15 protein-coding genes, 2 tRNA genes and 3 rRNA genes are annotated in these 22062 nt (G+C 55.8%); 4 read left to right on the top strand and 16 right to left on the bottom strand.

All coding sequences use genetic code 11. The features are described from left to right. Nucleotides 1-82 precede the first annotated feature (82 nt). Together rimI and ABRP31_RS03490 are read right to left on the bottom strand one after the other, a co-directional pair. The gene (gene rimI, locus ABRP31_RS03495; protein WP_087273743.1) at nt 83-535 is read right to left on the bottom strand and encodes a ribosomal protein S18-alanine N-acetyltransferase; all 453 of its coding nucleotides are present in this window, start codon (nt 533-535) and stop codon (nt 83-85) included. Then, complete coding sequence (locus tag ABRP31_RS03490) at nt 528-1325, bottom strand: energy transducer TonB (RefSeq protein WP_349973036.1); 798 nt, start codon at nt 1323-1325, stop codon at nt 528-530. The genes rimI and ABRP31_RS03490 overlap by 8 nt, the downstream gene beginning before the upstream one ends. 143 nt (nt 1326-1468) lie before the next feature. On the opposite strand from ABRP31_RS03490, the gene mksB reads away from it, so the two are divergent. Genes mksB through mksF form a run of 3 tightly spaced genes read left to right on the top strand, consistent with a single transcriptional unit; the run spans nt 1469 to nt 6268 of the window. Continuing rightward, nucleotides 1469-2740: an Mks condensin complex protein MksB gene (gene mksB / locus ABRP31_RS03485; RefSeq protein ID WP_087273751.1), complete on the top strand. Its 1272-nt coding sequence runs from the start codon at nt 1469-1471 to the stop codon at nt 2738-2740. Further along, complete coding sequence (gene mksE / locus ABRP31_RS03480) at nt 2730-3440, top strand: Mks condensin complex protein MksE (protein ID WP_027900171.1); 711 nt, start codon at nt 2730-2732, stop codon at nt 3438-3440. Before mksB ends, mksE begins: the two co-directional genes overlap by 11 nt. Next, on the top strand, nt 3437-6268 hold the full coding sequence (mksF, locus tag ABRP31_RS03475) for an Mks condensin complex protein MksF (RefSeq protein ID WP_349973035.1): 2832 nt from the start codon (nt 3437-3439) through the stop codon (nt 6266-6268). The genes mksE and mksF overlap by 4 nt, the downstream gene beginning before the upstream one ends. 76 nt (nt 6269-6344) lie before the next feature. Here mksF and ABRP31_RS03470 read toward each other — a convergent pair whose 3' ends face one another. From ABRP31_RS03470 to ABRP31_RS03415, 12 genes are all read right to left on the bottom strand, one after another. Next, the gene (locus tag ABRP31_RS03470) at nt 6345-7970 is read right to left on the bottom strand and encodes a methyl-accepting chemotaxis protein (RefSeq protein WP_349973032.1); all 1626 of its coding nucleotides are present in this window, start codon (nt 7968-7970) and stop codon (nt 6345-6347) included. A gap of 312 nt (nt 7971-8282) precedes the next feature. Continuing rightward, nucleotides 8283-8398, bottom strand: a 5S ribosomal RNA gene (gene rrf, locus ABRP31_RS03465). A 169-nt stretch (nt 8399-8567) separates the two neighbouring features. Beyond that, a 23S ribosomal RNA gene (locus tag ABRP31_RS03460) occupies nt 8568-11461 on the bottom strand. A 228-nt stretch (nt 11462-11689) separates the two neighbouring features. Further along, nucleotides 11690-11765: transfer RNA gene (locus tag ABRP31_RS03455), tRNA-Ala, on the bottom strand. 30 nt (nt 11766-11795) lie between these two features. Next, nucleotides 11796-11872: transfer RNA gene (locus tag ABRP31_RS03450), tRNA-Ile, on the bottom strand. A 122-nt stretch (nt 11873-11994) separates the two neighbouring features. Further along, nucleotides 11995-13533: ribosomal RNA gene (locus ABRP31_RS03445) — 16S ribosomal RNA — on the bottom strand. Together the 16S, 23S and 5S rRNA genes with 2 tRNA genes alongside form the textbook arrangement of a ribosomal RNA operon. 497 nt (nt 13534-14030) lie before the next feature. Continuing rightward, the gene (gene msrQ / locus ABRP31_RS03440; RefSeq protein ID WP_349971342.1) at nt 14031-14651 is read right to left on the bottom strand and encodes a protein-methionine-sulfoxide reductase heme-binding subunit MsrQ; all 621 of its coding nucleotides are present in this window, start codon (nt 14649-14651) and stop codon (nt 14031-14033) included. Then, a complete protein-coding gene (gene msrP, locus ABRP31_RS03435) occupies nt 14651-15664 on the bottom strand; it encodes a protein-methionine-sulfoxide reductase catalytic subunit MsrP (protein WP_349971343.1) in 1014 nt (337 codons plus the stop codon). Before msrP ends, msrQ begins: the two co-directional genes overlap by 1 nt. A gap of 63 nt (nt 15665-15727) precedes the next feature. Then, complete coding sequence (pssA, locus tag ABRP31_RS03430; RefSeq protein ID WP_087266418.1) at nt 15728-16585, bottom strand: CDP-diacylglycerol--serine O-phosphatidyltransferase; 858 nt, start codon at nt 16583-16585, stop codon at nt 15728-15730. 157 nt (nt 16586-16742) lie between these two features. Next, complete coding sequence (gene ilvC, locus ABRP31_RS03425) at nt 16743-17759, bottom strand: ketol-acid reductoisomerase (RefSeq protein WP_087266420.1); 1017 nt, start codon at nt 17757-17759, stop codon at nt 16743-16745. A 47-nt stretch (nt 17760-17806) separates the two neighbouring features. Then, a complete protein-coding gene (ilvN, locus tag ABRP31_RS03420; RefSeq protein WP_020293234.1) occupies nt 17807-18298 on the bottom strand; it encodes an acetolactate synthase small subunit in 492 nt (163 codons plus the stop codon). A gap of 2 nt (nt 18299-18300) precedes the next feature. Continuing rightward, nucleotides 18301-20025 (bottom strand): acetolactate synthase 3 large subunit, encoded by a 1725-nt coding sequence (locus tag ABRP31_RS03415; protein ID WP_087266755.1) that lies wholly within the window; start codon nt 20023-20025, stop codon nt 18301-18303. 403 nt (nt 20026-20428) lie between these two features. Here ABRP31_RS03415 and ABRP31_RS03410 point away from each other — a divergent pair, with 403 nt between their 5' ends. Next, nucleotides 20429-20860 carry a DUF4124 domain-containing protein gene (locus ABRP31_RS03410; protein WP_349971344.1) on the top strand — a complete coding sequence of 144 codons (432 nt, stop codon included), beginning with the start codon at nt 20429-20431 and terminating at the stop codon, nt 20858-20860. 138 nt (nt 20861-20998) lie between these two features. Here the strand turns inward: ABRP31_RS03410 and ABRP31_RS03405 are convergent, their stop codons facing one another. After that, the gene (locus ABRP31_RS03405; RefSeq protein ID WP_087266424.1) at nt 20999-21328 is read right to left on the bottom strand and encodes a YqcC family protein; all 330 of its coding nucleotides are present in this window, start codon (nt 21326-21328) and stop codon (nt 20999-21001) included. Next, nucleotides 21328-22062 (bottom strand): hypothetical protein, encoded by a 735-nt coding sequence (locus tag ABRP31_RS03400; protein WP_349971345.1) that lies wholly within the window; start codon nt 22060-22062, stop codon nt 21328-21330. The genes ABRP31_RS03405 and ABRP31_RS03400 overlap by 1 nt, the downstream gene beginning before the upstream one ends.

Here is a 22062-nt window from a genome sequence, read left to right as displayed (position 1 = left end):
GTAAGGGCCAACTTGTTGGCGAGGTGGTGCGTCAGGAGACATCTCTCGCGAACAAGTTCGCTCCTACAGGGGTTCGGTGAACTTACTCAAATAACGTACATGCCATGACCAGCGCATCTTCGCGACCGCCCGCAACCGGGTAGTAGTCCCGGCGGCGGCCGATTTCGTTGAAGCCGAAGCGCTCATAAAGGCGATACGCAGCGCGGTTGCTGTCGCGCAGTTCGAGGAAGCATTCCCTGGCATTCAACTGGTAGGCACGCGACATCAAGTGTTCAAGCAGACGCAAACCCAGACCACGGCCCTGGCTCTCCGGCTTAACGGTGATGTTGAGCAAATGCGCTTCGTCGATGATGACCTGAACCACGCCATGACCGACTTGCTGGGAGCCTTCGAACATCAGCCAGATTTCGTAGGACTTGAGGCCATCCAGAAAAATGCCGCGAGTCCAGGGGTGGGTGAACGCTGCGTATTCAATCTTCAGTACAGCGTCCAGATCCGCCTCGGTCATCGGGCGGAAGGTTATGGCGTCACTCATCGATCGGTTTCCAGCGCGCCATCAGCCGACGCATGGCTTTCCAGACATCGGCCTTGCGTTGCGGCTCGTCCATCAGTAATTCAAGACCCGGCAACGCCCAGGCAGAACCCAGGCCTTCAACCTCGAGTTCACTGTTATAAGCCTCGGCATTGGCCTCACCAGCGAAGCGCACCGATGGCAGACCTACCAGCCAAAGGCAGGCGCACGGTGCCTCTTCCAGACGAGCAGAAACAAAACCCTGAACAAAATCACGAGCCGCTTCAGGACCTTGATCAATCTGGCCGCGGCTCAGCAAAGGCCAGCGCACCGGTTCACCGATAATCTGCGGACTGTCCGGCAAACCGGCAGCGCGCAGCATGTCCTTGAGCAACAAATAAGCCGGATCACGACTCTGAAACGCCTGACCTGTGGGTAACTCCACCAGCACCATGCAACGACCGGCGCGCAGCAATTGCAGCGAGAAACGCGGCGGCGGCACAACGGCGGCCTTGACCGGCGCGGGAGCGGCCTCATCTTCGGCGACCGCAGGCTTGCGGGTATTGGTGGCCGCAGGTCTCGGCACCTCGATCTTTGGCCGTACTACAGGCGCAGGACTCGCCGCAACAGCACTCGCCACTTGATTGACCGCAGCCTCTGGCACCGCGATATCCGCCACCGGTTCAACCTGTGGCGCAAGCGGAGCAAGCAGCTCCGGACGTGACGGAGCCGCAAAAGGCAGTTCGGTGCGCGGCAGCCAATTGACCACCTGCATGGCAGTCAAATAAGCGCGGCGGCGGGACTCGTTGAGCAAAGGTCAGCCACCTGTGGATAAGTTAGGACGGCGATTCTACAACTCTTCGCACTTTCCCGCCGCAGTTGATCGTCAGGAGGTGAAATCCGAAGCCCCGGATGCAGTACAATCGCCGCTTTTATTTGCCAACAGTCGGCCTTCCAATGATCGAACCTAAGCGCGTCTTGCGCGCCCTTGCCGAACACTGGGCGCTTCTTGAGCCGCTGTGCGAACACTTCGACCAGGGCACTCTGAGCCTGAGCGAACTGCGCTTGCAGCTGGCCGCACAGCAACTGGACAGCACCCCACAGGACATCACCAACCTGCTGGATGTGTGGATTCGCCTGGATATTCTGGTGCCAGTGGCGAAAAGCCCTAACCGTTTTGAACTCAACGCGCAGATTCACGACTTCCTGTCGTACTTGCGCCGCGAGCACCGTTTGGGCCTGTGCCTGGAAATCGAAGCCTATTTGCGCCATCTGGAGCGTCTGGCAGGTTATATCCAGGACGCCTTTGATATCCGCGACGCCAATGACCTGGCCCGGCAACTGCGCTTGCTGGACATGCGTGTGCGCGACGTCCTGAAAAAACTCGCCAATGACGAGCAGGCGTTGGTGGGGGTTGCCGATCGCGCCAAGACCAGTGATCGACAGATTCCGCTGCGCCAGCGTTACGCCGAAGTGCTGGCGACCTGGGACGAATATGTCGAGCCGATGATTCAGTTGGTGAACGCTGACGGCGCTTTCGAACAAGGCGTGCGCAAGGTCGAGAACGTGCTGTTGCGCTTGCTGACTGAACAGCAACGTCTCGGCCAACTGGTCGACGACGACATGCTGCTGCGCACCCATGCGCGCATCCTTGAAATGCAGACCAGCGCTCAGTTGACGTTGCGTCATGCCCGCGAACTGTTGCTGCCGCTGCGTGAAGAAGCCCGCCGCCACAACGCAGTGACGCGTGGCGCGGCGCTGGCCTTGTCGGCGATACGTCGCAAGGGCATCGATGCTGTGCCGCAAGCGGCCATGCCAATGTTCACCCGTCCGCAAAGTACGTTCCTGGGCAGTGCAAACCAGGTCGAGGCGTACGTTTACGCGCTGGCCCGGTTCGAGCCGAAACCGGCGAAGTTTCCCAAGGCGGGCGGCGGCAAGCGCAAAGGTGATTCACCGCATGCGCCTCGCACCGTCAAAGAAATGCTGGAGCGTTGCGAAGATGCCCTGCCGATGCCGGACCTGATGGTCTGGCTACTTGAGCAGGAGCCGAACGGCGCCACCGACGAATTGCTCTACTGGTTCTCGCGCCTGTCCCGCGAGAAACGCTTTACCCGCGAACGCCTCGAGCGTCGTGACTACTTTACCCAGGAGCATCAGGTCAGCCTGCGCTCCTTCGCCCTGCTCTCCAGCAGTGATGAGCAAACGGGGAACCCAGCCAATGCATCTTGATCTTTCCGAAATGTCCCAGCTCGCGCCGATCTTCCGCGAGCTGTTCAAAGGTTTCCACATCAGCCGCCGCGACCCCGAGTTGTACGCGCAACTGTCCAACGCACAGGATCAATACCGGACGCTGTTCAAGGCGCTGGGGTTTGAACTGGTTTGCGATACCCGCGGTTTCTATTACTTCGTGCCGGATCAGGCCGCTGCGCAGGTCAACAAGACCGCGCAACGTCTGGCGCTGTTCACGTTCATTCTGGTTGAGCACCTTGCCGACCAGGGTCGTGACCCGGTAGCCGTGCTGGACGGCGGCAGCCTGGGGCGTGATGAACTGCCGTCGATGCTGGAGAAGTATCGGGACCTGTTCTTGCAGGCCGAAGTGCAGACCCAGGACGAGCTGGAAGAGAAAATCATGCGCCGCATGACCCAGTTGGGTTTCGCCGCCGAGGAAACCGGTATCTACCGCTTCCTGCCGCCGATGCATCGCTTCCTCGACGTGTGCCTCTCGGTACAACAGGACCGCGATCTGGCCGCCAGCCTGCACAGTGTGCTGCCGTTGCCAGTGCCTGTGCTGATCGACGAAGACAGCGATGAAAAGCTGCTGCAAACCGATGACCCGCTGGACCTCGCCGAATTCGAAGACGTGGAAGAGACCGAAGAGCAGGCCCTGGCCCGCGCTATCGCTGACGAGCAACAGGAGATGGATGCATGAGCCAGGAACGCTACGGCATCCGCCGCTTTGCCCTGCTGAATACGGCCGGTTACAGCCTTGGGCTGTTCCCGCTGGAACACCCGCTGTCGGTGTACGGTGCCAACAACCTCGGCAAGAGCGCCTCGATCAACGCACTGCAATTCCCGATTCTGGCGCGCATGTCGGACATGAGTTTCGGCAAATACAGCCTGGAGCAGTCGCGCAAGTTCTACTTTGCGTCCGACACCAGTTACATTCTGGTGGAAGTTGCCCTGCCCCACGGCCCGCATGTTATCGGCGTGGTCGGACGCGGCCCCGGTGGCGGTTTCGGTCACCAGTTTTTTGCCTATGCAGGCAAGCTGGATCTGGGCCATTACCAGAAGAACGATACGTGCCTGCGCCAGAAAGAGCTGTTCAGCAATCTGGAAAGCCAGGGGCTGAAAGCTTACGAACTCAAGCCTGACGAACTGCGTCGCTTGCTGGTGGGCGGTCATACGTCCATCCCTCTGGACTTGACGTTAATCCCGCTGCGCTCAACCAGTGAACAGAGCCTGAAAACGTTCCGGGCGCTGTTCATCAATTTGCTGCACATGCGCGAAATCACTGCGGCCAAGCTCAAGCAACTGTTCCTCGATGCGTTCGAACACAGCCTGCGTTCCGGCAGCGTCGATTACATTGCCGCGTGCGAAGAAGCCTTCCGCGACGTGCGACGCATGGAGCAGGACTACAACTCGCTGGTCAAAGCGGGCCCATTGGTCGAAGCCCTGGCGGCAGGTGTCGCTCAGCGTGATCTGTTGCGGGGCAAACTGCATCGCCTGTCGCCGCTTCTGGATTCGCTGCTCGGCACCTGGATGGACTACTCCACCGCGCGCAAGGAAGAGCTGGTTATTCAGGCCGAGCATTACCGCAGCCAGCAGGATGAACTGCAGAACGATCAGCGCGGTGGCACTCAGGAGCTGATGCGTCTGGAGCGGGAAATCAGCAGCATTCAGCGCTGGATCGGCGAGCTGGCGGTCCTCAAGAATCGCTTCGCGCTGATCGACGACGCCAAAGTGCTGGAACAACAGTTGCTGGCCGCCAAGGATGCTCACGACGAACTGGCCGGTGCCTTGGCGCAATCCCGTCAGTTCAGCGCCGAGGATCTGGACGAACGCCTGCGGGATCTGGAAAAACGCCTGAAGTCGGTGAAGCAGCAACTCGATCATGCGGACAACAACAGCTATGCACGCCTGCGCGAAGAGTTCTCGCAGCCTGACGTAGAGCGCCTGATGCGCCTGTTCAACAGCGCCCTGTTCAGCTTGCCATTGGGTGAGCAAGGCATTGCGCTGGATGACGGCGACGCGTGGGTCAAATCCCTTGAGGCGATCCTTGATAGCTTTAAAGGTGACCAGTTCCAGGTGCCGGGTCTGTCGATCAACCTGACCAATATCGAACCGCCTGCCCTGCAAGCGCTGGCCGACCGTGCCGCGTTGCGCGATCAGAAAGAACGCCTTGAGAAAGAACTGAAACAGCTCAAGACTCAGCAAGCGGTCGCCTCCGACCGTGCAGCAAGCAAAACGCAAACTGAAGCCCTGTATCAACAAGTGCTGGATGCTCAGAAAGCGCTGGAAGATTTCCGTCGCTGCCAGACCTTGAGCGCTGAAGAACCCGAGAAGCACGAGCAACTCGCACAGATGGAAGCCGCGCAGGATGAACTAAAGCGCTCCAGCGATGCGTTTACCGAGCGCGTCCAGCAACTGTCCGCCAAGCTGCAACTGGTCGCCCGTCAGATTGGCGATCTGGAATCCAAGCAACGCACGCTGGATGACGCCTTGCGTCGTCGTCAGTTGCTGCCTGCGGACTTGCCGTTTGGTACGCCTTACATGGACCCGGTGGATGACTCGCTGGATAACCTGTTGCCGCTGCTCAACGATTATCAGGACAGCTGGCAAGGTTTGTTGCGCAGCGATGGTCAGATCGAAGCCTTGTATGCTCAGGTACGCCTGAAAGGTGTGGCCAAGTTCGACAGCGAAGAAGATGTCGAGCGTCGCTTGCAGTTGCTGATCAATGCCTACGCACACCGCACCGACGAAGCCCTGACCTTGGGCAAGGCCCGCCGCGCAGCCGTTACCGACATTGCGCGTACATTGCGCAACATTCGCAGCGACTACGACAGCCTTGAGCACCAGTTGGCCCTGTTCAACCGCGAGATCAACAAGCGTCAGGTTTCCAACCTGGCCAGCTTCCGCATCGTGCTCGCTCCCAACAAGGAAGCGCTCAAGCACATCGACCAGATCATCCACAGCGCAGGCCAGTACGAAGAAGGCGAAACACTGTCAGTGTTCGACCTGAGCCAGAGTGCCGAGCAGGACAACAAGAACGAAGAAGCCAAGGAGTATCTCGCTCGTCTGGTAGCAGCAAACCACAACCAGTTGGGCTTGAAAGACCTGTTCGAACTGGCGTTCGAGATCACAAAGGTCAACGGCCAGCCAGTGATCCATACCGACATCGACGGCGCGGCATCAAACGGCACCACGATGACCATCAAGGCGCTGACCAACATGTACCTGTTGCTGCACTTGATGGATCGCGATCAAGCCGGTCGCGTGCGCTTGCCTTACTACCTGGACGAAGCAGCAGACATCGACGAGAAGAACCAGGCAGCGCTACTGGAGACCAGTTTGCAACTGGGCTTCGTACCGATTCTGGCGAGTGTAAAGCCGCAAGTCTCGGCTCATGTGGCCATCGACCTGGAAGGCGGCAGTGGGCCTAACGGCATCTACATTGATGAGGCGGACTGGAAGTACATCCGTCGACGTGATGAGGTGAAGGCGACTGTTTCTGAAGTCGCAGAGGAAGCGGCTGAATAAGCTGAGTCCGCATGAACAAAAAAGGCCGCATGAGAATGCGGCCTTTTTTGTAGGCGTTTTCGAGGTTCGGTGTTCGTTAAATCTTGAACTTGCCCACCATCTGATTCAACTCGACAGCCAGGCGCGACAACTCCTGGCTGGCTGCGTTGGTCTGGTGAGCGCCGTCGGAAGACTGCAGCGACAGGTCTCGGATGTTGACCAGGTTGCGATCCACTTCGCGGGACACTTGCGCCTGCTCTTCTGCCGCACTGGCGATCACCAGGTTACGGTCGGAAATTTCACCCACGCTGCGGGTGATTTCTTCTAGAGCATCACCGGCACTGCGAGCCACATCCAGAGTACTTTGAGCGCGGTTGCTGCTGTTCTGCATAGAAGCCACCGCCTTGCTGCTCCCTTGCTGAATGCCGCTGACCATGACTTCAATTTCTTGCGTGGACTGCTGAGTACGATGGGCTAGCGCCCGGACTTCGTCAGCTACAACCGCAAACCCACGCCCGGCTTCCCCGGCACGCGCTGCCTCAATGGCCGCGTTGAGGGCCAGCAGATTGGTCTGCTCTGCGATGGCACGGATTACGTCCAGAACCTTACCGATATCTTGAGTCTGATCAGCCAGACTTCGGATCTGCTCGGAAGTGATTTCGACATCCGTAGTCATTTGCTGGATCGCATTAACCGTTTCCTGCACTCGCTGGCGACCTTGCATGGCTGAAGTGCTGGACTGCTGCGATGCGGTAGAGGTGTTGACTGCGTTGCTGGCAACTTCCTCGACAGCTGCGGTCATCTCGTTGACGGCTGTCGCGGCTTGTTCGATTTCATTGTTTTGTTGCTGCAGGGATCGCGAACCTTCCTCAGTCACCGCATTGAGCTCTTCGGCCGCTGAAGCGACCTGAGTGGCCGACCCGGAGATCCGCTGCAGGGTGTCGCGCAGGTTAATCTGCATGGTTTGCAGCGCTTGCTGGAGACGCGTGACTTCATCACGACCGCTCACCTGAGCTGTCGTCGTCAAATCCCCACGCGCTACGTCTTCAGCGGCACGTACCGCCTCACTGAGAGGGCGAACGATGCTGCGAGTCAGGATTATTGCCAGCAGGACGGTCAGTGCAGCGGTCAACACCAGCACTGCAATGATGATATTACGTGCGCTGGTGTATTCGCTGGCGGAGTCAGCCACGGCGGCATCTGCGCCCTTGGTGTTGAGTTCCAGCAGGCTCTCCACTAAAGGAGCCATCTGATCCGAATATTTCTTGAGTTCACCGCTGATCAGACCTGGGATCTCGGCGTCACGCTTGGCGAGAGAGGCCTGGCGCAGTTTGTCCTGAGCGATCAGGTAGTTGCTCAGAGCTTCTTTAAACTGCTGAAACTTCGTGCCTTCTTCTGCGCTGCGAACCAAAGGAGCGTATGCAGCGACAATCGTGTTGGCCTTCTTGGTCAGGACTTCAAGACGGGCTTCTGCTTTGTCGATATCCGCCTGAGTGCGATTGACCATAATGAGGTAAGACATGGTGCGGAAGCGCGAGGTGGTATCAGCCAACTCTCCCAGCAGCCGAGTGGACTTCAGCCAGCCTCCGCCAAGATCCGTCGTGTTTTTATTGAGCCCGGACATTTTATCCAGACTCATAACACCGAGGAACAAAACGAATAAGGCCATAAGGGAGAAACAGAGAGCGGCGCGAAGGGCAATTCCGAGATTACGCAGTGTCATGCGGGCTGAACTCACAGAATGAAGTTAGCAAGCTATCGGCCGCCATACGGGAATATGAAGGTGTGTGTTTCAGTATGTTTCGCCTAGAACGTAGGCGATAGATAGGCAGCGCCGGTATCGGCCTCTTCGCGAATAAATTCGCTCCTTACAGGATTGCGGCAATCGCTCTTCCCATTGAACTTGTAGGAGCTGCCGAAGGCTGCGAAACGGTGTATGCGTCGGAACGCGTGAGCCTCCATCGCCGCAGGACTTTTTCTTCGCGCACAAACAAAACCCCTGAACGCATAAGCGATCAGGGGTTCTGGAATTTAATCTTGACGATGACCTACTCTCACATGGGGAAACCCCACACTACCATCGGCGATACATCGTTTCACTTCTGAGTTCGGGATGGGATCAGGTGGTTCCAATGCTCTATGGTCGTCAAGAAATTCGGTTGCCGGCTCGTCGCCCTTGCGGGTGACGCTCCAGCCAATGGGTATGTGATAGATCAGGTTCAGTGTGCGAACAAACTTTCGGTTCGTGTCGTCTTCACAGTCACCGCAATCTGATGCCCTGCTCTTTTTAAGAGAAGGTCGCAGATTGCTTGGGTGTTATATGGTCAAGCCTCACGGGCAATTAGTATGGGTTAGCTCAACGCCTCACAGCGCTTACACACCCCACCTATCAACGTCGTAGTCTTCGACGGCCCTTCAGGGAACTCAAGGTTCCAGTGAGATCTCATCTTGAGGCAAGTTTCCCGCTTAGATGCTTTCAGCGGTTATCTTTTCCGAACATAGCTACCCGGCAATGCCACTGGCGTGACAACCGGAACACCAGAGGTTCGTCCACTCCGGTCCTCTCGTACTAGGAGCAGCCCCTCTCAAATCTCAAACGTCCACGGCAGATAGGGACCGAACTGTCTCACGACGTTCTAAACCCAGCTCGCGTACCACTTTAAATGGCGAACAGCCATACCCTTGGGACCGGCTTCAGCCCCAGGATGTGATGAGCCGACATCGAGGTGCCAAACACCGCCGTCGATATGAACTCTTGGGCGGTATCAGCCTGTTATCCCCGGAGTACCTTTTATCCGTTGAGCGATGGCCCTTCCATACAGAACCACCGGATCACTAAGACCTACTTTCGTACCTGCTCGACGTGTCTGTCTCGCAGTCAAGCGCGCTTTTGCCTTTATACTCTACGACCGATTTCCGACCGGTCTGAGCGCACCTTCGTACTCCTCCGTTACTCTTTAGGAGGAGACCGCCCCAGTCAAACTACCCACCATACACTGTCCTCGATCCGGATGACGGACCTGAGTTAGAACCTCAAAGTTGCCAGGGTGGTATTTCAAGGATGGCTCCACGCAGACTGGCGTCCACGCTTCAAAGCCTCCCACCTATCCTACACAAGCAAATTCAAAGTCCAGTGCAAAGCTATAGTAAAGGTTCACGGGGTCTTTCCGTCTAGCCGCGGATACACTGCATCTTCACAGCGATTTCAATTTCACTGAGTCTCGGGTGGAGACAGCGCCGCCATCGTTACGCCATTCGTGCAGGTCGGAACTTACCCGACAAGGAATTTCGCTACCTTAGGACCGTTATAGTTACGGCCGCCGTTTACCGGGGCTTCGATCAAGAGCTTCGCGTTAGCTAACCCCATCAATTAACCTTCCGGCACCGGGCAGGCGTCACACCCTATACGTCCACTTTCGTGTTTGCAGAGTGCTGTGTTTTTAATAAACAGTCGCAGCGGCCTGGTATCTTCGACCGGCATGAGCTTACGGAGCAAGTCCTTCACCCTCACCGGCGCACCTTCTCCCGAAGTTACGGTGCCATTTTGCCTAGTTCCTTCACCCGAGTTCTCTCAAGCGCCTTGGTATTCTCTACCCAACCACCTGTGTCGGTTTGGGGTACGGTTCCTGGTTACCTGAAGCTTAGAAGCTTTTCTTGGAAGCATGGCATCAACCACTTCGTGTTCTAAAAGAACACTCGTCATCAGCTCTCGGCCTTAAGATCCCGGATTTACCTAAGATCTCAGCCTACCACCTTAAACTTGGACAACCAACGCCAAGCTGGCCTAGCCTTCTCCGTCCCTCCATCGCAATAACCAGAAGTACAGGAATATTAACCTGTTTTCCATCGACTACGCTTTTCAGCCTCGCCTTAGGGACCGACTAACCCTGCGTCGATTAACGTTGCGCAGGAAACCTTGGTCTTTCGGCGTGGGTGTTTTTCACACCCATTGTCGTTACTCATGTCAGCATTCGCACTTCTGATACCTCCAGCAAGCTTCTCAACTCACCTTCACAGGCTTACAGAACGCTCCTCTACCGCATCATCAAAAGATGATACCCGTAGCTTCGGTACCTGGTTTGAGCCCCGTTACATCTTCCGCGCAGGCCGACTCGACTAGTGAGCTATTACGCTTTCTTTAAAGGGTGGCTGCTTCTAAGCCAACCTCCTAGCTGTCTAAGCCTTCCCACATCGTTTCCCACTTAACCAGGATTTTGGGACCTTAGCTGACGGTCTGGGTTGTTTCCCTTTTCACGACGGACGTTAGCACCCGCCGTGTGTCTCCCATGCTCGGCACTTGTAGGTATTCGGAGTTTGCATCGGTTTGGTAAGTCGGGATGACCCCCTAGCCGAAACAGTGCTCTACCCCCTACAGTGATACATGAGGCGCTACCTAAATAGCTTTCGAGGAGAACCAGCTATCTCCGAGCTTGATTAGCCTTTCACTCCGATCCACAGGTCATCCGCTAACTTTTCAACGGTAGTCGGTTCGGTCCTCCAGTTAGTGTTACCCAACCTTCAACCTGCCCATGGATAGATCGCCCGGTTTCGGGTCTATTCCCAGCGACTAGACGCCCTATTAAGACTCGCTTTCGCTACGCCTCCCCTATTCGGTTAAGCTCGCCACTGAAAATAAGTCGCTGACCCATTATACAAAAGGTACGCAGTCACCTAACAAAGTAGGCTCCCACTGCTTGTACGCATACGGTTTCAGGATCTATTTCACTCCCCTCTCCGGGGTTCTTTTCGCCTTTCCCTCACGGTACTAGTTCACTATCGGTCAGTCAGTAGTATTTAGCCTTGGAGGATGGTCCCCCCATGTTCAGACAAGGTTTCTCGTGCCCCGTCCTACTCGATTTCATGACAAAGAGATTTTCGCGTACAGGGCTATCACCCACTATGGCCGCACTTTCCAGAGCGTTCCGCTAATCTCAAAGCCACTTAAGGGCTGGTCCCCGTTCGCTCGCCACTACTAAGGGAATCTCGGTTGATTTCTTTTCCTCAGGGTACTTAGATGTTTCAGTTCCCCTGGTTCGCTCCATACACCTATGTATTCAGTGTAAGGTAACTGTCTTATGACAGTTGGGTTCCCCCATTCAGACATCTCCGGATCACAGTCTGTTTGCCGACTCCCCGAAGCTTTTCGCAGGCTACCACGTCTTTCATCGCCTCTGACTGCCAAGGCATCCACCGTATGCGCTTCTTCACTTGACCATATAACCCCAAGCAATCTGGTTATACTGTGAAGACGACATTCGCCGAAAGTTTGTTCTCACAAACTTTACCTTAGCCTGGACACGCACCAGTGAAAGAGGTGCCCAGTCTATATTTCTATCACATACCCAAATTTTTAAAGAACGATCTAATCAAAGACTAGAAATCAACACTCACCATCGAACCGATGGAGTGCTCATTTCTAAGCTTTCAAACAGAAGCAGTAAGTGGTGGAGCCAAGCGGGATCGAACCGCTGACCTCCTGCGTGCAAGGCAGGCGCTCTCCCAGCTGAGCTATGGCCCCGTATTTCTACAGGCGTTTCCCACACAAAATTGGTGGGTCTGGGCAGATTCGAACTGCCGACCTCACCCTTATCAGGGGTGCGCTCTAACCAACTGAGCTACAGACCCAATTTCGAGCTTGTAGCCGCTAGCGTGAGCTATCAGCTTGGAGCTTAAAGCTGCTTCTAATCGTCTTCTTCAATGAATCAAGCAATTCGTGTGGGAACTTGTGCTGCAGCTGAGTCGTCGATTAAGGAGGTGATCCAGCCGCAGGTTCCCCTACGGCTACCTTGTTACGACTTCACCCCAGTCATGAATCACACCGTGGTAACCGTCCCCCCGAAGGTTAGACTAGCTACTTCTGGTGCAACCCACTCCCATGGTGTGACGGGCGGTGTGTACAAGGCCCGGGAACGTATTCACCGCGACATTCTGATTCGCGATTACTAGCGATTCCGACTTCACGCAGTCGAGTTGCAGACTGCGATCCGGACTACGATCGGTTTTATGGGATTAGCTCCACCTCGCGGCTTGGCAACCCTCTGTACCGACCATTGTAGCACGTGTGTAGCCCAGGCCGTAAGGGCCATGATGACTTGACGTCATCCCCACCTTCCTCCGGTTTGTCACCGGCAGTCTCCTTAGAGTGCCCACCATAATGTGCTGGTAACTAAGGACAAGGGTTGCGCTCGTTACGGGACTTAACCCAACATCTCACGACACGAGCTGACGACAGCCATGCAGCACCTGTCTCAATGTTCCCGAAGGCACCAATCCATCTCTGGAAAGTTCATTGGATGTCAAGGCCTGGTAAGGTTCTTCGCGTTGCTTCGAATTAAACCACATGCTCCACCGCTTGTGCGGGCCCCCGTCAATTCATTTGAGTTTTAACCTTGCGGCCGTACTCCCCAGGCGGTCAACTTAATGCGTTAGCTGCGCCACTAAGAGCTCAAGGCTCCCAACGGCTAGTTGACATCGTTTACGGCGTGGACTACCAGGGTATCTAATCCTGTTTGCTCCCCACGCTTTCGCACCTCAGTGTCAGTATCAGTCCAGGTGGTCGCCTTCGCCACTGGTGTTCCTTCCTATATCTACGCATTTCACCGCTACACAGGAAATTCCACCACCCTCTACCATACTCTAGCTTGCCAGTTTTGGATGCAGTTCCCAGGTTGAGCCCGGGGATTTCACATCCAACTTAACAAACCACCTACGCGCGCTTTACGCCCAGTAATTCCGATTAACGCTTGCACCCTCTGTATTACCGCGGCTGCTGGCACAGAGTTAGCCGGTGCTTATTCTGTCGGTAACGTCAAAACACTTACGTATTAGGTAAATGCCCTTCCTCCCAACTTAAAGTGCTTTACAATCCGAAGACCTTCTTCACACACGCGGCATGGCTGGATCAGGCTTTCGCCCATTGTCCAATATTCCCCACTGCTGCCTCCCGTAGGAGTCTGGACCGTGTCTCAGTTCCAGTGTGACTGATCATCCTCTCAGACCAGTTACGGATCGTCGCCTTGGTGAGCCATTACCTCACCAACTAGCTAATCCGACCTAGGCTCATCTGATAGCGCAAGGCCCGAAGGTCCCCTGCTTTCTCCCGTAGGACGTATGCGGTATTAGCGTCCGTTTCCGAGCGTTATCCCCCACTACCAGGCAGATTCCTAGGCATTACTCACCCGTCCGCCGCTCGCCACCAGGTACAAGTACCCGTGCTGCCGCTCGACTTGCATGTGTTAGGCCTGCCGCCAGCGTTCAATCTGAGCCATGATCAAACTCTTCAGTTCAAACATCTTTGGGTTTTGAGAAAACCCTAAACTTGGCTCAGCAATCGTTGGTTATTTCTTTGATTTCTCGCGGAGTAACTTACGATGCTGATAATCTGTTGACTTCAGTCTGACAGCGCAAGCACCCACACGAATTGCTTGATTCAATTGTTAAAGAGCGGTTGGTTAAGAGTCTTTCGTCTCAACCGAGGCGCGCATTCTACAGCAGCCTCTGTATCTGTCAAGCGGTTATTTTAAGAAGTTTTCAAAGCTTCCTCATCAACTTCAACCACTTGCGCTTCGATCAACATCACGTTGCTCGTTAGCGGGAGGCGAATTCTACAGCGTTACAACCTGCTGTCAACTGCCTTTTTTCACCGCTTTCGATCAACTTCATCGAAGCCTCTTCTTCGCCAACTTAATCGTCCAACTCGTTGATTATCAAGGAGTTTTTCGTTCTGTCTGCGCCAGAAGAGGTGCGAATTATAGAGAGATCTGAGGGGCCGTCAACCCCTTATTTACGCTTTTGTGGGAACTTTTGGCTTTCTACCAATAAGACGCGGGATTCGCCCAGCAATTACAGGGATTCGAAGCCCAAGTAATAACGCACCTATCGCCGCATAAAGGGACCACTCCTTCAAATCCGCGCGGACAATCCAGAACATATGGAGCAAACCCAACCCCAAAATTACATATATAAGCCGGTGAAGCTTCTTCCAACGACTCCCCAAACGACGCTGACTGTATCGATTGGATGTCACCGCCAGCACCAGCAGACCTATAAAAGCCAGGCTGCCGACTATGATGTAAGGCCGCTTCACCAGTTCAACACCTAACTGCGACCAATCAAGCCCCAGTACGAAGACAGCGTATGCGCTCATGTGCATGAACACATAAGCGAAGCACCATAGACCCAGCTGACGCCTGACGACGATCCAGCCTGCCCACCCCGTCAGTTTCTGCAGTGGTGTCATTGCCAGAGTAATCAGTAGCAGTATCAGAGTCCCAAGACCGAGCCTGTCGACAAGCACCTTCCCGGGATCAGGCCCTAGCGCAAAGATCCACGCCTGATACAACCAGAGCACCGGAGCAACACACGCAGCCAAAAAAACGCCGAAGCGCCAGAACGGGTAACGCATCAATAATTCTTCCGCAAATCCAGACCTGTATATAAGGAGGTAACCTCCTCCCCGTACCCGTTAAACATTTCGGTTGGTCGCACATTAGGACTGAACAGTCCGCTCGGCAATCTGCGCTCACGCGCCTGAGTCCAGCGGGGATGGTCGACAGTCGGGTTCACGTTGGCATAAAAGCCATACTCGTTAGCCGCGATACTTTGCCAGGTCGTCTTGGGTTGCTCGCTCACCAGACTGATGCGCACGATGGATTTCACGCTTTTGAAACCGTACTTCCACGGCACCACCAAACGTAACGGCGCGCCATTCTGATTAGGCAGCTCACGGCCATACATGCCCACGGCGAGAATCGCCAAAGGATTCATCGCTTCGTCCAGCCTCAAGCCTTCGACATAGGGCCAGTCGATCAGGGCGAAACCCGAGCGTTGCCCAGACATGGTTTTCGGGTCCTGCAGTGTTTCAAAACGGATGTACTTCGCCTTGGCCGTAGGTTCGACCTGCTTGAGCAATGCAGAAATAGGAAAACCGATCCACGGAATGACCATGGACCAAGCCTCTACACACCGCAGTCGGTAAATGCGCTCTTCCAACTGATAAGGCTTCATGAAGTCTTCGAGTGCATAGCGACCCGGCTTGCCGACCTCGCCATCGATGACCACAGTCCAAGGTTCGGTCTTCAGTGAGCCTGCGTTTTGCGCCGGATCGCCCTTGTCCGTACCGAACTCATAGAAGTTGTTGTAGTGCGTAGCATCCTTGAACGGAGTGATCGCCTCCCCCTTGACGTTGACCGCCTGCCATTTGGTGTCGGGAAGCTTCTCGGCAAACCAGCCGGGAGCCTTGCCAGGCTCAACATCCGGATAAAGAGAAGGATCAGCAGCGCTCGCCCAACGTGGCATGGCACTGACAGCCAACCCGGCGAGCGAAGCGCCTAAAAGGCTACGGCGAGAGAGATAGATAGATTCGGGGGTGACGTCCGACTCTTTGCAAGCGGACGCTGACGGAATTTTGATTAGCATGATGACTCCACAATCCAGAGGAACTGATGCACCAATAGACTGTGGAGTATGGGGGAAATTACATCAATCGGCCGACTTGTGGCGACGAAGACGTAACAAATACTGAATCGGGCCAGATGCTGCATAAGCGAGGAAAATCAGCAGCAAAATGCGTGGTGGATCGCTAAACACGACAGCAAACACCAGGACTACTGCAAGAATCGCCACAAACGGCACACGCCCTTTGAGGTCCAACTCCTTAAAGCTGTTGTACTTGATATTGCTGACCATCAGCATACCCGCGGCAGCAACCAGCAGCGCAACCAGGAAGGACAGCTTGGACCCCTGGATTCCGTAGTCGCTGAAGGCCCACACAGTACCCGCAACAACGCCTGCCGCAGCGGGGCTGGCCAGACCGATGAAGTAGCGCTTGTCAGCCTTGCCGACCATGGTGTTGAAACGCGCCAGACGCAGCGCTGCACCCGCAACATAGATGAAGGCGACCATCCAGCCGACCTTGCCCATGTCACCCAATGCCCAACCAAAGGCCAGCAACGCCGGGGCAACACCGAAAGCGACCATGTCGGACAGAGAGTCGTACTCAGCGCCAAATGCGCTCTGAGTATTGGTCATGCGTGCCACACGGCCATCCAGGCCATCAAGCACCATCGCCACAAAGATAGCGATAGCGGCAAAAGCAAAATACTTGCTCGCCCCTGCGGTATCTCCCGCAGCCAAAGCGCTCTGGGCGCTCATGGAGCTGATGATGGAATAAAAGCCGGCGAACAGGTTCGCAGTGGTAAACAGATTGGGCAGCAGATAGATACCGCGATGCCGGACCTTGCGGCCTTCGGCGTCATGCCCTTCTTCAATATGCTCATCGATCGGTAGCAGGCTTTCGGCGTCAGAGGCCTTGTTTGGCTCTTCAGGACGTTCGCTCATAGACTTTACCTTGCAACGGTGTGGAAAGTTTCGACAGATGCTTGCGACGAGGGTTCGTCTGCAAACGATGCAGCTTTATACCAGAAGCACTCGCGCATAACGAAAAAACGCGGCCGATTGGCCGCGTTTTTCTAGCGCAGAACAGCGTCGCGAGGACTTAGTTCTTGGCTTTGTCGACGATTTTGTTGGCACCGATCCACGGCATCATCGAGCGCAGTTGCTCACCGATGATTTCGATACCGTGAGCAGCGTTGTTACGACGCTTGGCGGTCATCGAAGGGTAGCCGGTAGCGCCTTCGCTGATGAACATCTTCGCGTATTCGCCGTCCTGGATGCGCTTCAGAGCGTTACGCATGGCTTGACGGGATTCAGCGTTGATCACCTCAGGACCGGTCACGTACTCGCCGTATTCGGCGTTGTTGGAGATCGAGTAGTTCATGTTGGCGATACCGCCTTCGTACATGAGGTCAACGATCAGCTTCAGTTCGTGCAGGCATTCGAAGTAAGCCATTTCCGGAGCGTAGCCAGCTTCAACCAGCGTCTCGAAACCGGCTTTAACCAGCTCAACGGTACCGCCACACAGAACAGCCTGCTCGCCGAACAGGTCGGTTTCAGTCTCGTCTTTGAAGGTGGTTTCGATGATACCGGTACGGCCGCCGCCCACGCCCGAAGCGTAAGACAGTGCGACGTTTTTGGCGTTGCCCGAAGCGTCCTGGTAAACAGCGATCAGGTCAGGGATACCGCCGCCTTTGACGAATTCGGTACGAACGGTGTGACCCGGCGCTTTTGGCGCGATCATGATCACGTCCAGGTCAGCGCGTGGCACAACCTGGTTGTAGTGAATCGCGAAGCCATGGGAGAAGGCCAGGGTAGCGCCCTTCTTGATGTTCGGCTCAACTTCGTTCTTGTACAGCGTGGACTGGAACTCGTCCGGGGTCAGGATCATGACCAGGTCAGCAGCAGCAACAGCCGAAGCAACGTCAGTCACTTTCAGACCATGGGCTTCAGCCTTGGCGACAGTGGCCGAACCTTTACGCAGGCCAACGGTGACATCAACGCCGGAGTCTTTCAGGTTGCACGCTTGAGCGTGGCCCTGGGAACCGTAACCGATGATGGCAACTTTTTTGCCCTGGATGATCGAAAGGTCGCAGTCTTTGTCGTAATAAACTTTCATGGAACTCCCCTGTTATCGTGGCCTTCAGGCCATTTTGCAAAATGAGATTAGATGCTCAGCACTTTGTCGCCACGGGCAATGCCCGTCACGCCGCTGCGTACTGTTTCCAGGATAGCGGCAGTGCCGATGGCCTGAATGAAGCTGTCCAGCTTGTCGCTCGTACCGGTCAGCTGCACGGTATAAACGCTGGCTGAAACGTCAACGATTTGCCCGCGGAAAATATCCGTGGTGCGCTTGATCTCGGCGCGTTGGGCGCCCGTAGCCTTGACCTTGATGAGCATCAGTTCACGCTCGATGTGAGCGCTCTCCGACAGATCAACCAGTTTGACTACCTCGACCAGCTTGTTGAGGTTTTTGGTGATCTGCTCGATCACCTCATCCTGGCCAACAGTGGTCAGCGTCAGACGCGACAACGTCGGGTCTTCGGTGGGTGCCACGGTCAGGCTTTCGATGTTGTAGTTACGCTGCGAAAACAGACCGACAACACGAGACAGTGCACCCGGTTCGTTTTCCAGCAAAAGGGAAATGATGTGCCGCATGATTAAGTCCGCTCCGTCTTGCTGAGCCACATATCGCGCATGGAGCCGTCTTTGATCTGCATCGGGTAAACGTGCTCGGTGACGTCGACCTGAATATCGATGAACACCAGACGGTCCGTCATGGCGAAGGCTTCTTCCATCTTCGGCTTCAGATCTTTCAGATCAGTGATCTTCATGCCGACATGGCCATAAGCTTCGACCAGTTTCACGAAGTCAGGCAGCGACTCCATATAGGAGTGCGAGTGACGGCCGCTGTAGCTCATGTCCTGCCACTGACGGACCATGCCGAGCACGCCGTTGTTGAGCAGGATGATTTTTACAGGCAGACCGTACTGCAGGCAGGTCGACAGCTCCTGGATATTCATCTGGATACTGCCTTCGCCGGTTACGCAAGCAACATGCGCCTCAGGGAAGCTCAGTTTGACGCCCATCGCAGCCGGGAAGCCAAAGCCCATGGTGCCCAGACCACCAGAGTTGATCCAGCGATTCGGCTTGTTAAAGCGGTAGTACTGCGCAGCAAACATCTGGTGCTGACCAACGTCGGACGTAACAAACGCATCGCCGTTGGTGACTTCGCACAGGGTCTCGATGACTTTCTGCGGCTTGATGACGCTGCCGTCACCCGGGTTGTACGGGAACAGGTCACGATCACCACGCCATTCGTCAATCTGCTTCCACCAACTGGCAACCAGCGCCTTGTCTGGCAGCTCGCCGATTTCCTTGAGGGTCGCGACCATTTCAGTCAGAACGCTCTCAACCGGCCCCACGATAGGCACATCAGCCTTGATGGTTTTGGAAATCGAAGCCGGATCGATATCGATGTGGATTACTTTGGCGTTCGGGCAGAACTTGGCGGCGCCGTTGATGACTCGGTCATCGAAACGCGCGCCAACAGCCAGAATCACGTCTGCATGGTGCATCGCCAGGTTAGCGGTATAGCTACCATGCATACCCAGCATGCCGACGAACTGACGATCCATGCCCGGATAACTGCCCAGGCCCATCAGCGTATTGGTTACGGGAGCGTTCAGCTTTTGCGCCAATTCGGTCAGTTGTTCCGAACCATTGCCCATGATCACGCCGCCACCGGCATAGATGATTGGGCGCTTGGCGGCCAGCAGCATTTCGACTGCCTTGCGGATCTGGCCCGAGTGGCCACGAACGGCCGGGCTGTAGGAGCGCAGCTTGGCTTTCTTGGGGAACACGTATTCGAACTTCTCGGCCGGGTTGGTCATATCCTTCGGGATATCGACAACCACAGGGCCGGGACGACCGGACTGCGCCAGATAGAAAGCTTTTTTCAGGACCTCAGGGATTTCCGACGGATGCTTGATCATGAAGCTGTGCTTCACGATAGGCCGGGAAATACCGATCATGTCGGTTTCCTGGAACGCATCGGTGCCGACCAGCGTGCTCGCGACCTGACCCGATAGCACGACCATTGGAATCGAGTCCATGTAAGCCGTGGCAATACCGGTGATTGCGTTGGTAGCACCTGGACCTGAAGTCACCAATACCACACCGGCCTTGCCGGTAGCGCGCGCATAGCCGTCAGCCATGTGCGTCGCCGCCTGTTCATGACGAACAAGGATGTGGTTAACAGCAGGCTCTTTGAACAGGGCGTCGTAAATGTGCAGGAGGGCACCGCCTGGGTACCCGTAGATATGCTTAACGCCTTCGTCACGCAAAAAGCGGACGACCATTTCAGCGCCGGATAAGAGCTCCACGTTGTTCACCTCTAAAACGCCAGAATACCGTCCACAAACGAGGACGGGTCTTAATAGGTTTTACTGCCAAGCAGAGCATGAGCGACGGTGGTCGCCGACTACGTCAGCACTGACTGAGCAAGTATTGGGATGACCCCTGAGTGTTTCGGGGCGTTCCCACCCAGCGCGAGGTAACGCGTTGCGGGTGTAACAGGTCGGCGCGGGTGTGCGCCTCATGATCTACCGAGATGGTCTGCTTCTGGCAGTCCCTTCACAGCGAACTTTGGATTGTTGTGATTCGCCTGCCCCAAGTCAAGTCATCCTTGAGCTTTCTTCCAATTAACCGCACCAAAGTGTGCCGGATAAGGTCATGAGGACCGCCTTGTGATAGGTTTCCGGACAAACGTATCTGGAAGGAAGCAGCATGAGGTGCATGATTTTCGCGGCCATGGTGGCGGCGGCGCTCGGCGTCCCGGCCCATGCAGCTCAAATTTACAAATGGGTCGATGACCAGGGTGTTACTCATTTCGACGCACAGCCCCCGGCCGGGCGGCAAACCCAGCAGATCGAAATCCAGAAACCGCCCGCCGCGCCTGCAGCGTCAGACGCCTCGAAAGCATCAATCGAGGCTCAGGCAGAGCAGCGTGAAATTGATAACGCCGTCAAAAAGAAAGTTGCCCAGCAAGACGCTCGACGCGACGAGGACTGCAAAATCCTGCGCACCAATCTCGCCCAACTGCAGAACAACCCTCGCGTACGCGAGCAGGTGGAGGGAGGGCTAAGACGTCTTACGGAAGATGAAAGGCAGGGGCGTATTGCCGAGACTCAAAAGGCAATTAACGATTATTGCCTCTGATATTGGCTGACTTGTCTTACCAACGCCGCGCTTTTGCAGGAGCCGCCGAAGGCTGCGAATGAAGCTACGTCTGGAAGCATGCTTTCGCAGCCTTCGGCGGCCCTGCAGGCACAGCACCACATCCCTGAGCCGCCGCGATTAGCGGGCCTGAGTGATCAACCGATCAAACTGCGCAAGCAACTGCTGCAACGGCTGGGTTTCACGTGAGCGCGTGGCGTAGACCATCTCGGCCATTTCGAGGATGCCGGAGGCATTTGGCAGCGGTAGATCATTTTCAAGAATGAGCTTCATGCGTGGCAGGAAAATCCACTGCAGCCACTGTTCGAATTCCAGCGTGTCAACGCAGAATGGTTCGCCACTGGAGAGCGCCTGCTCACTGGGCGGCAGATCACTCCACCACCCCAGCGAGCGCAACTCGCGCTCAATCAGCAGCAAATGTTCCGCCACCTCAGGAAAACGCTTATCCATCAAGCGCCAACCTTGGCTTTCTGACGCGCCAGAGCAGCGCCAGCGGCATCGCCTTGTTTCTCACGGGCCTGAGCAATGATTTCCCACAGGCTGGCCTGCAGACTTGGACGGCCATTGGCATAGGTCAAACCACGACGTGCCAGTTGCTCGGCCTGAGCTGAATCACCCTGAGCCAGACGCACTTGTGCCAATCGGTAGATAACTTGCGGCTCCCGAGGGGCAACGCGCTGCGCACGCTCAAGGCTGGAAGACGCACCATTGAGGTCACCGCCATTCTGTTGTTGCTGCGCGGTGGTCAGCAGCGCCAGCACGGGGCCATCCAGTTGCTCATCGGCGGACAGCCCGCTACCCGAAGACGGGATACCACTTGGCGAAGTGGATGCAGGCATGTTGTAGGTATTGGTACTGATCGGCGCGTTGACCGGCGAGGTATCAATCGGAGCGTCAACACTGATCGGTGCCTGACCTACCGGCGCAGCATACGTGCTGATTGGCGCAGAACTACCCGCACCGCCGCCTGGAATCATGACCACGACGCCAGAATCCTGAGGCACAGATTGAGCCTGAGCAGGTGTCTGAGCAACGTCAGCCCTCGATGCACCATTACGCGAGACACGCTCGCTGTTGGAAACCTTCGAACCCGAATCCACCACCGGAATCGAGCCACGCTCTACGCTGGCACAACCATTGAGCAAAGCCACAGCTGTCAACGCTGGTATTAACCACTTGTTCAC

This window comes from Pseudomonas caspiana (genome assembly GCF_040224095.2).
Lineage (GTDB): Bacteria > Pseudomonadota > Gammaproteobacteria > Pseudomonadales > Pseudomonadaceae > Aquipseudomonas > Aquipseudomonas caspiana.
The sequence above is the reverse complement of the archived record's forward strand: the minus strand, read 5'-3'. Positions and strand labels throughout refer to the sequence as shown.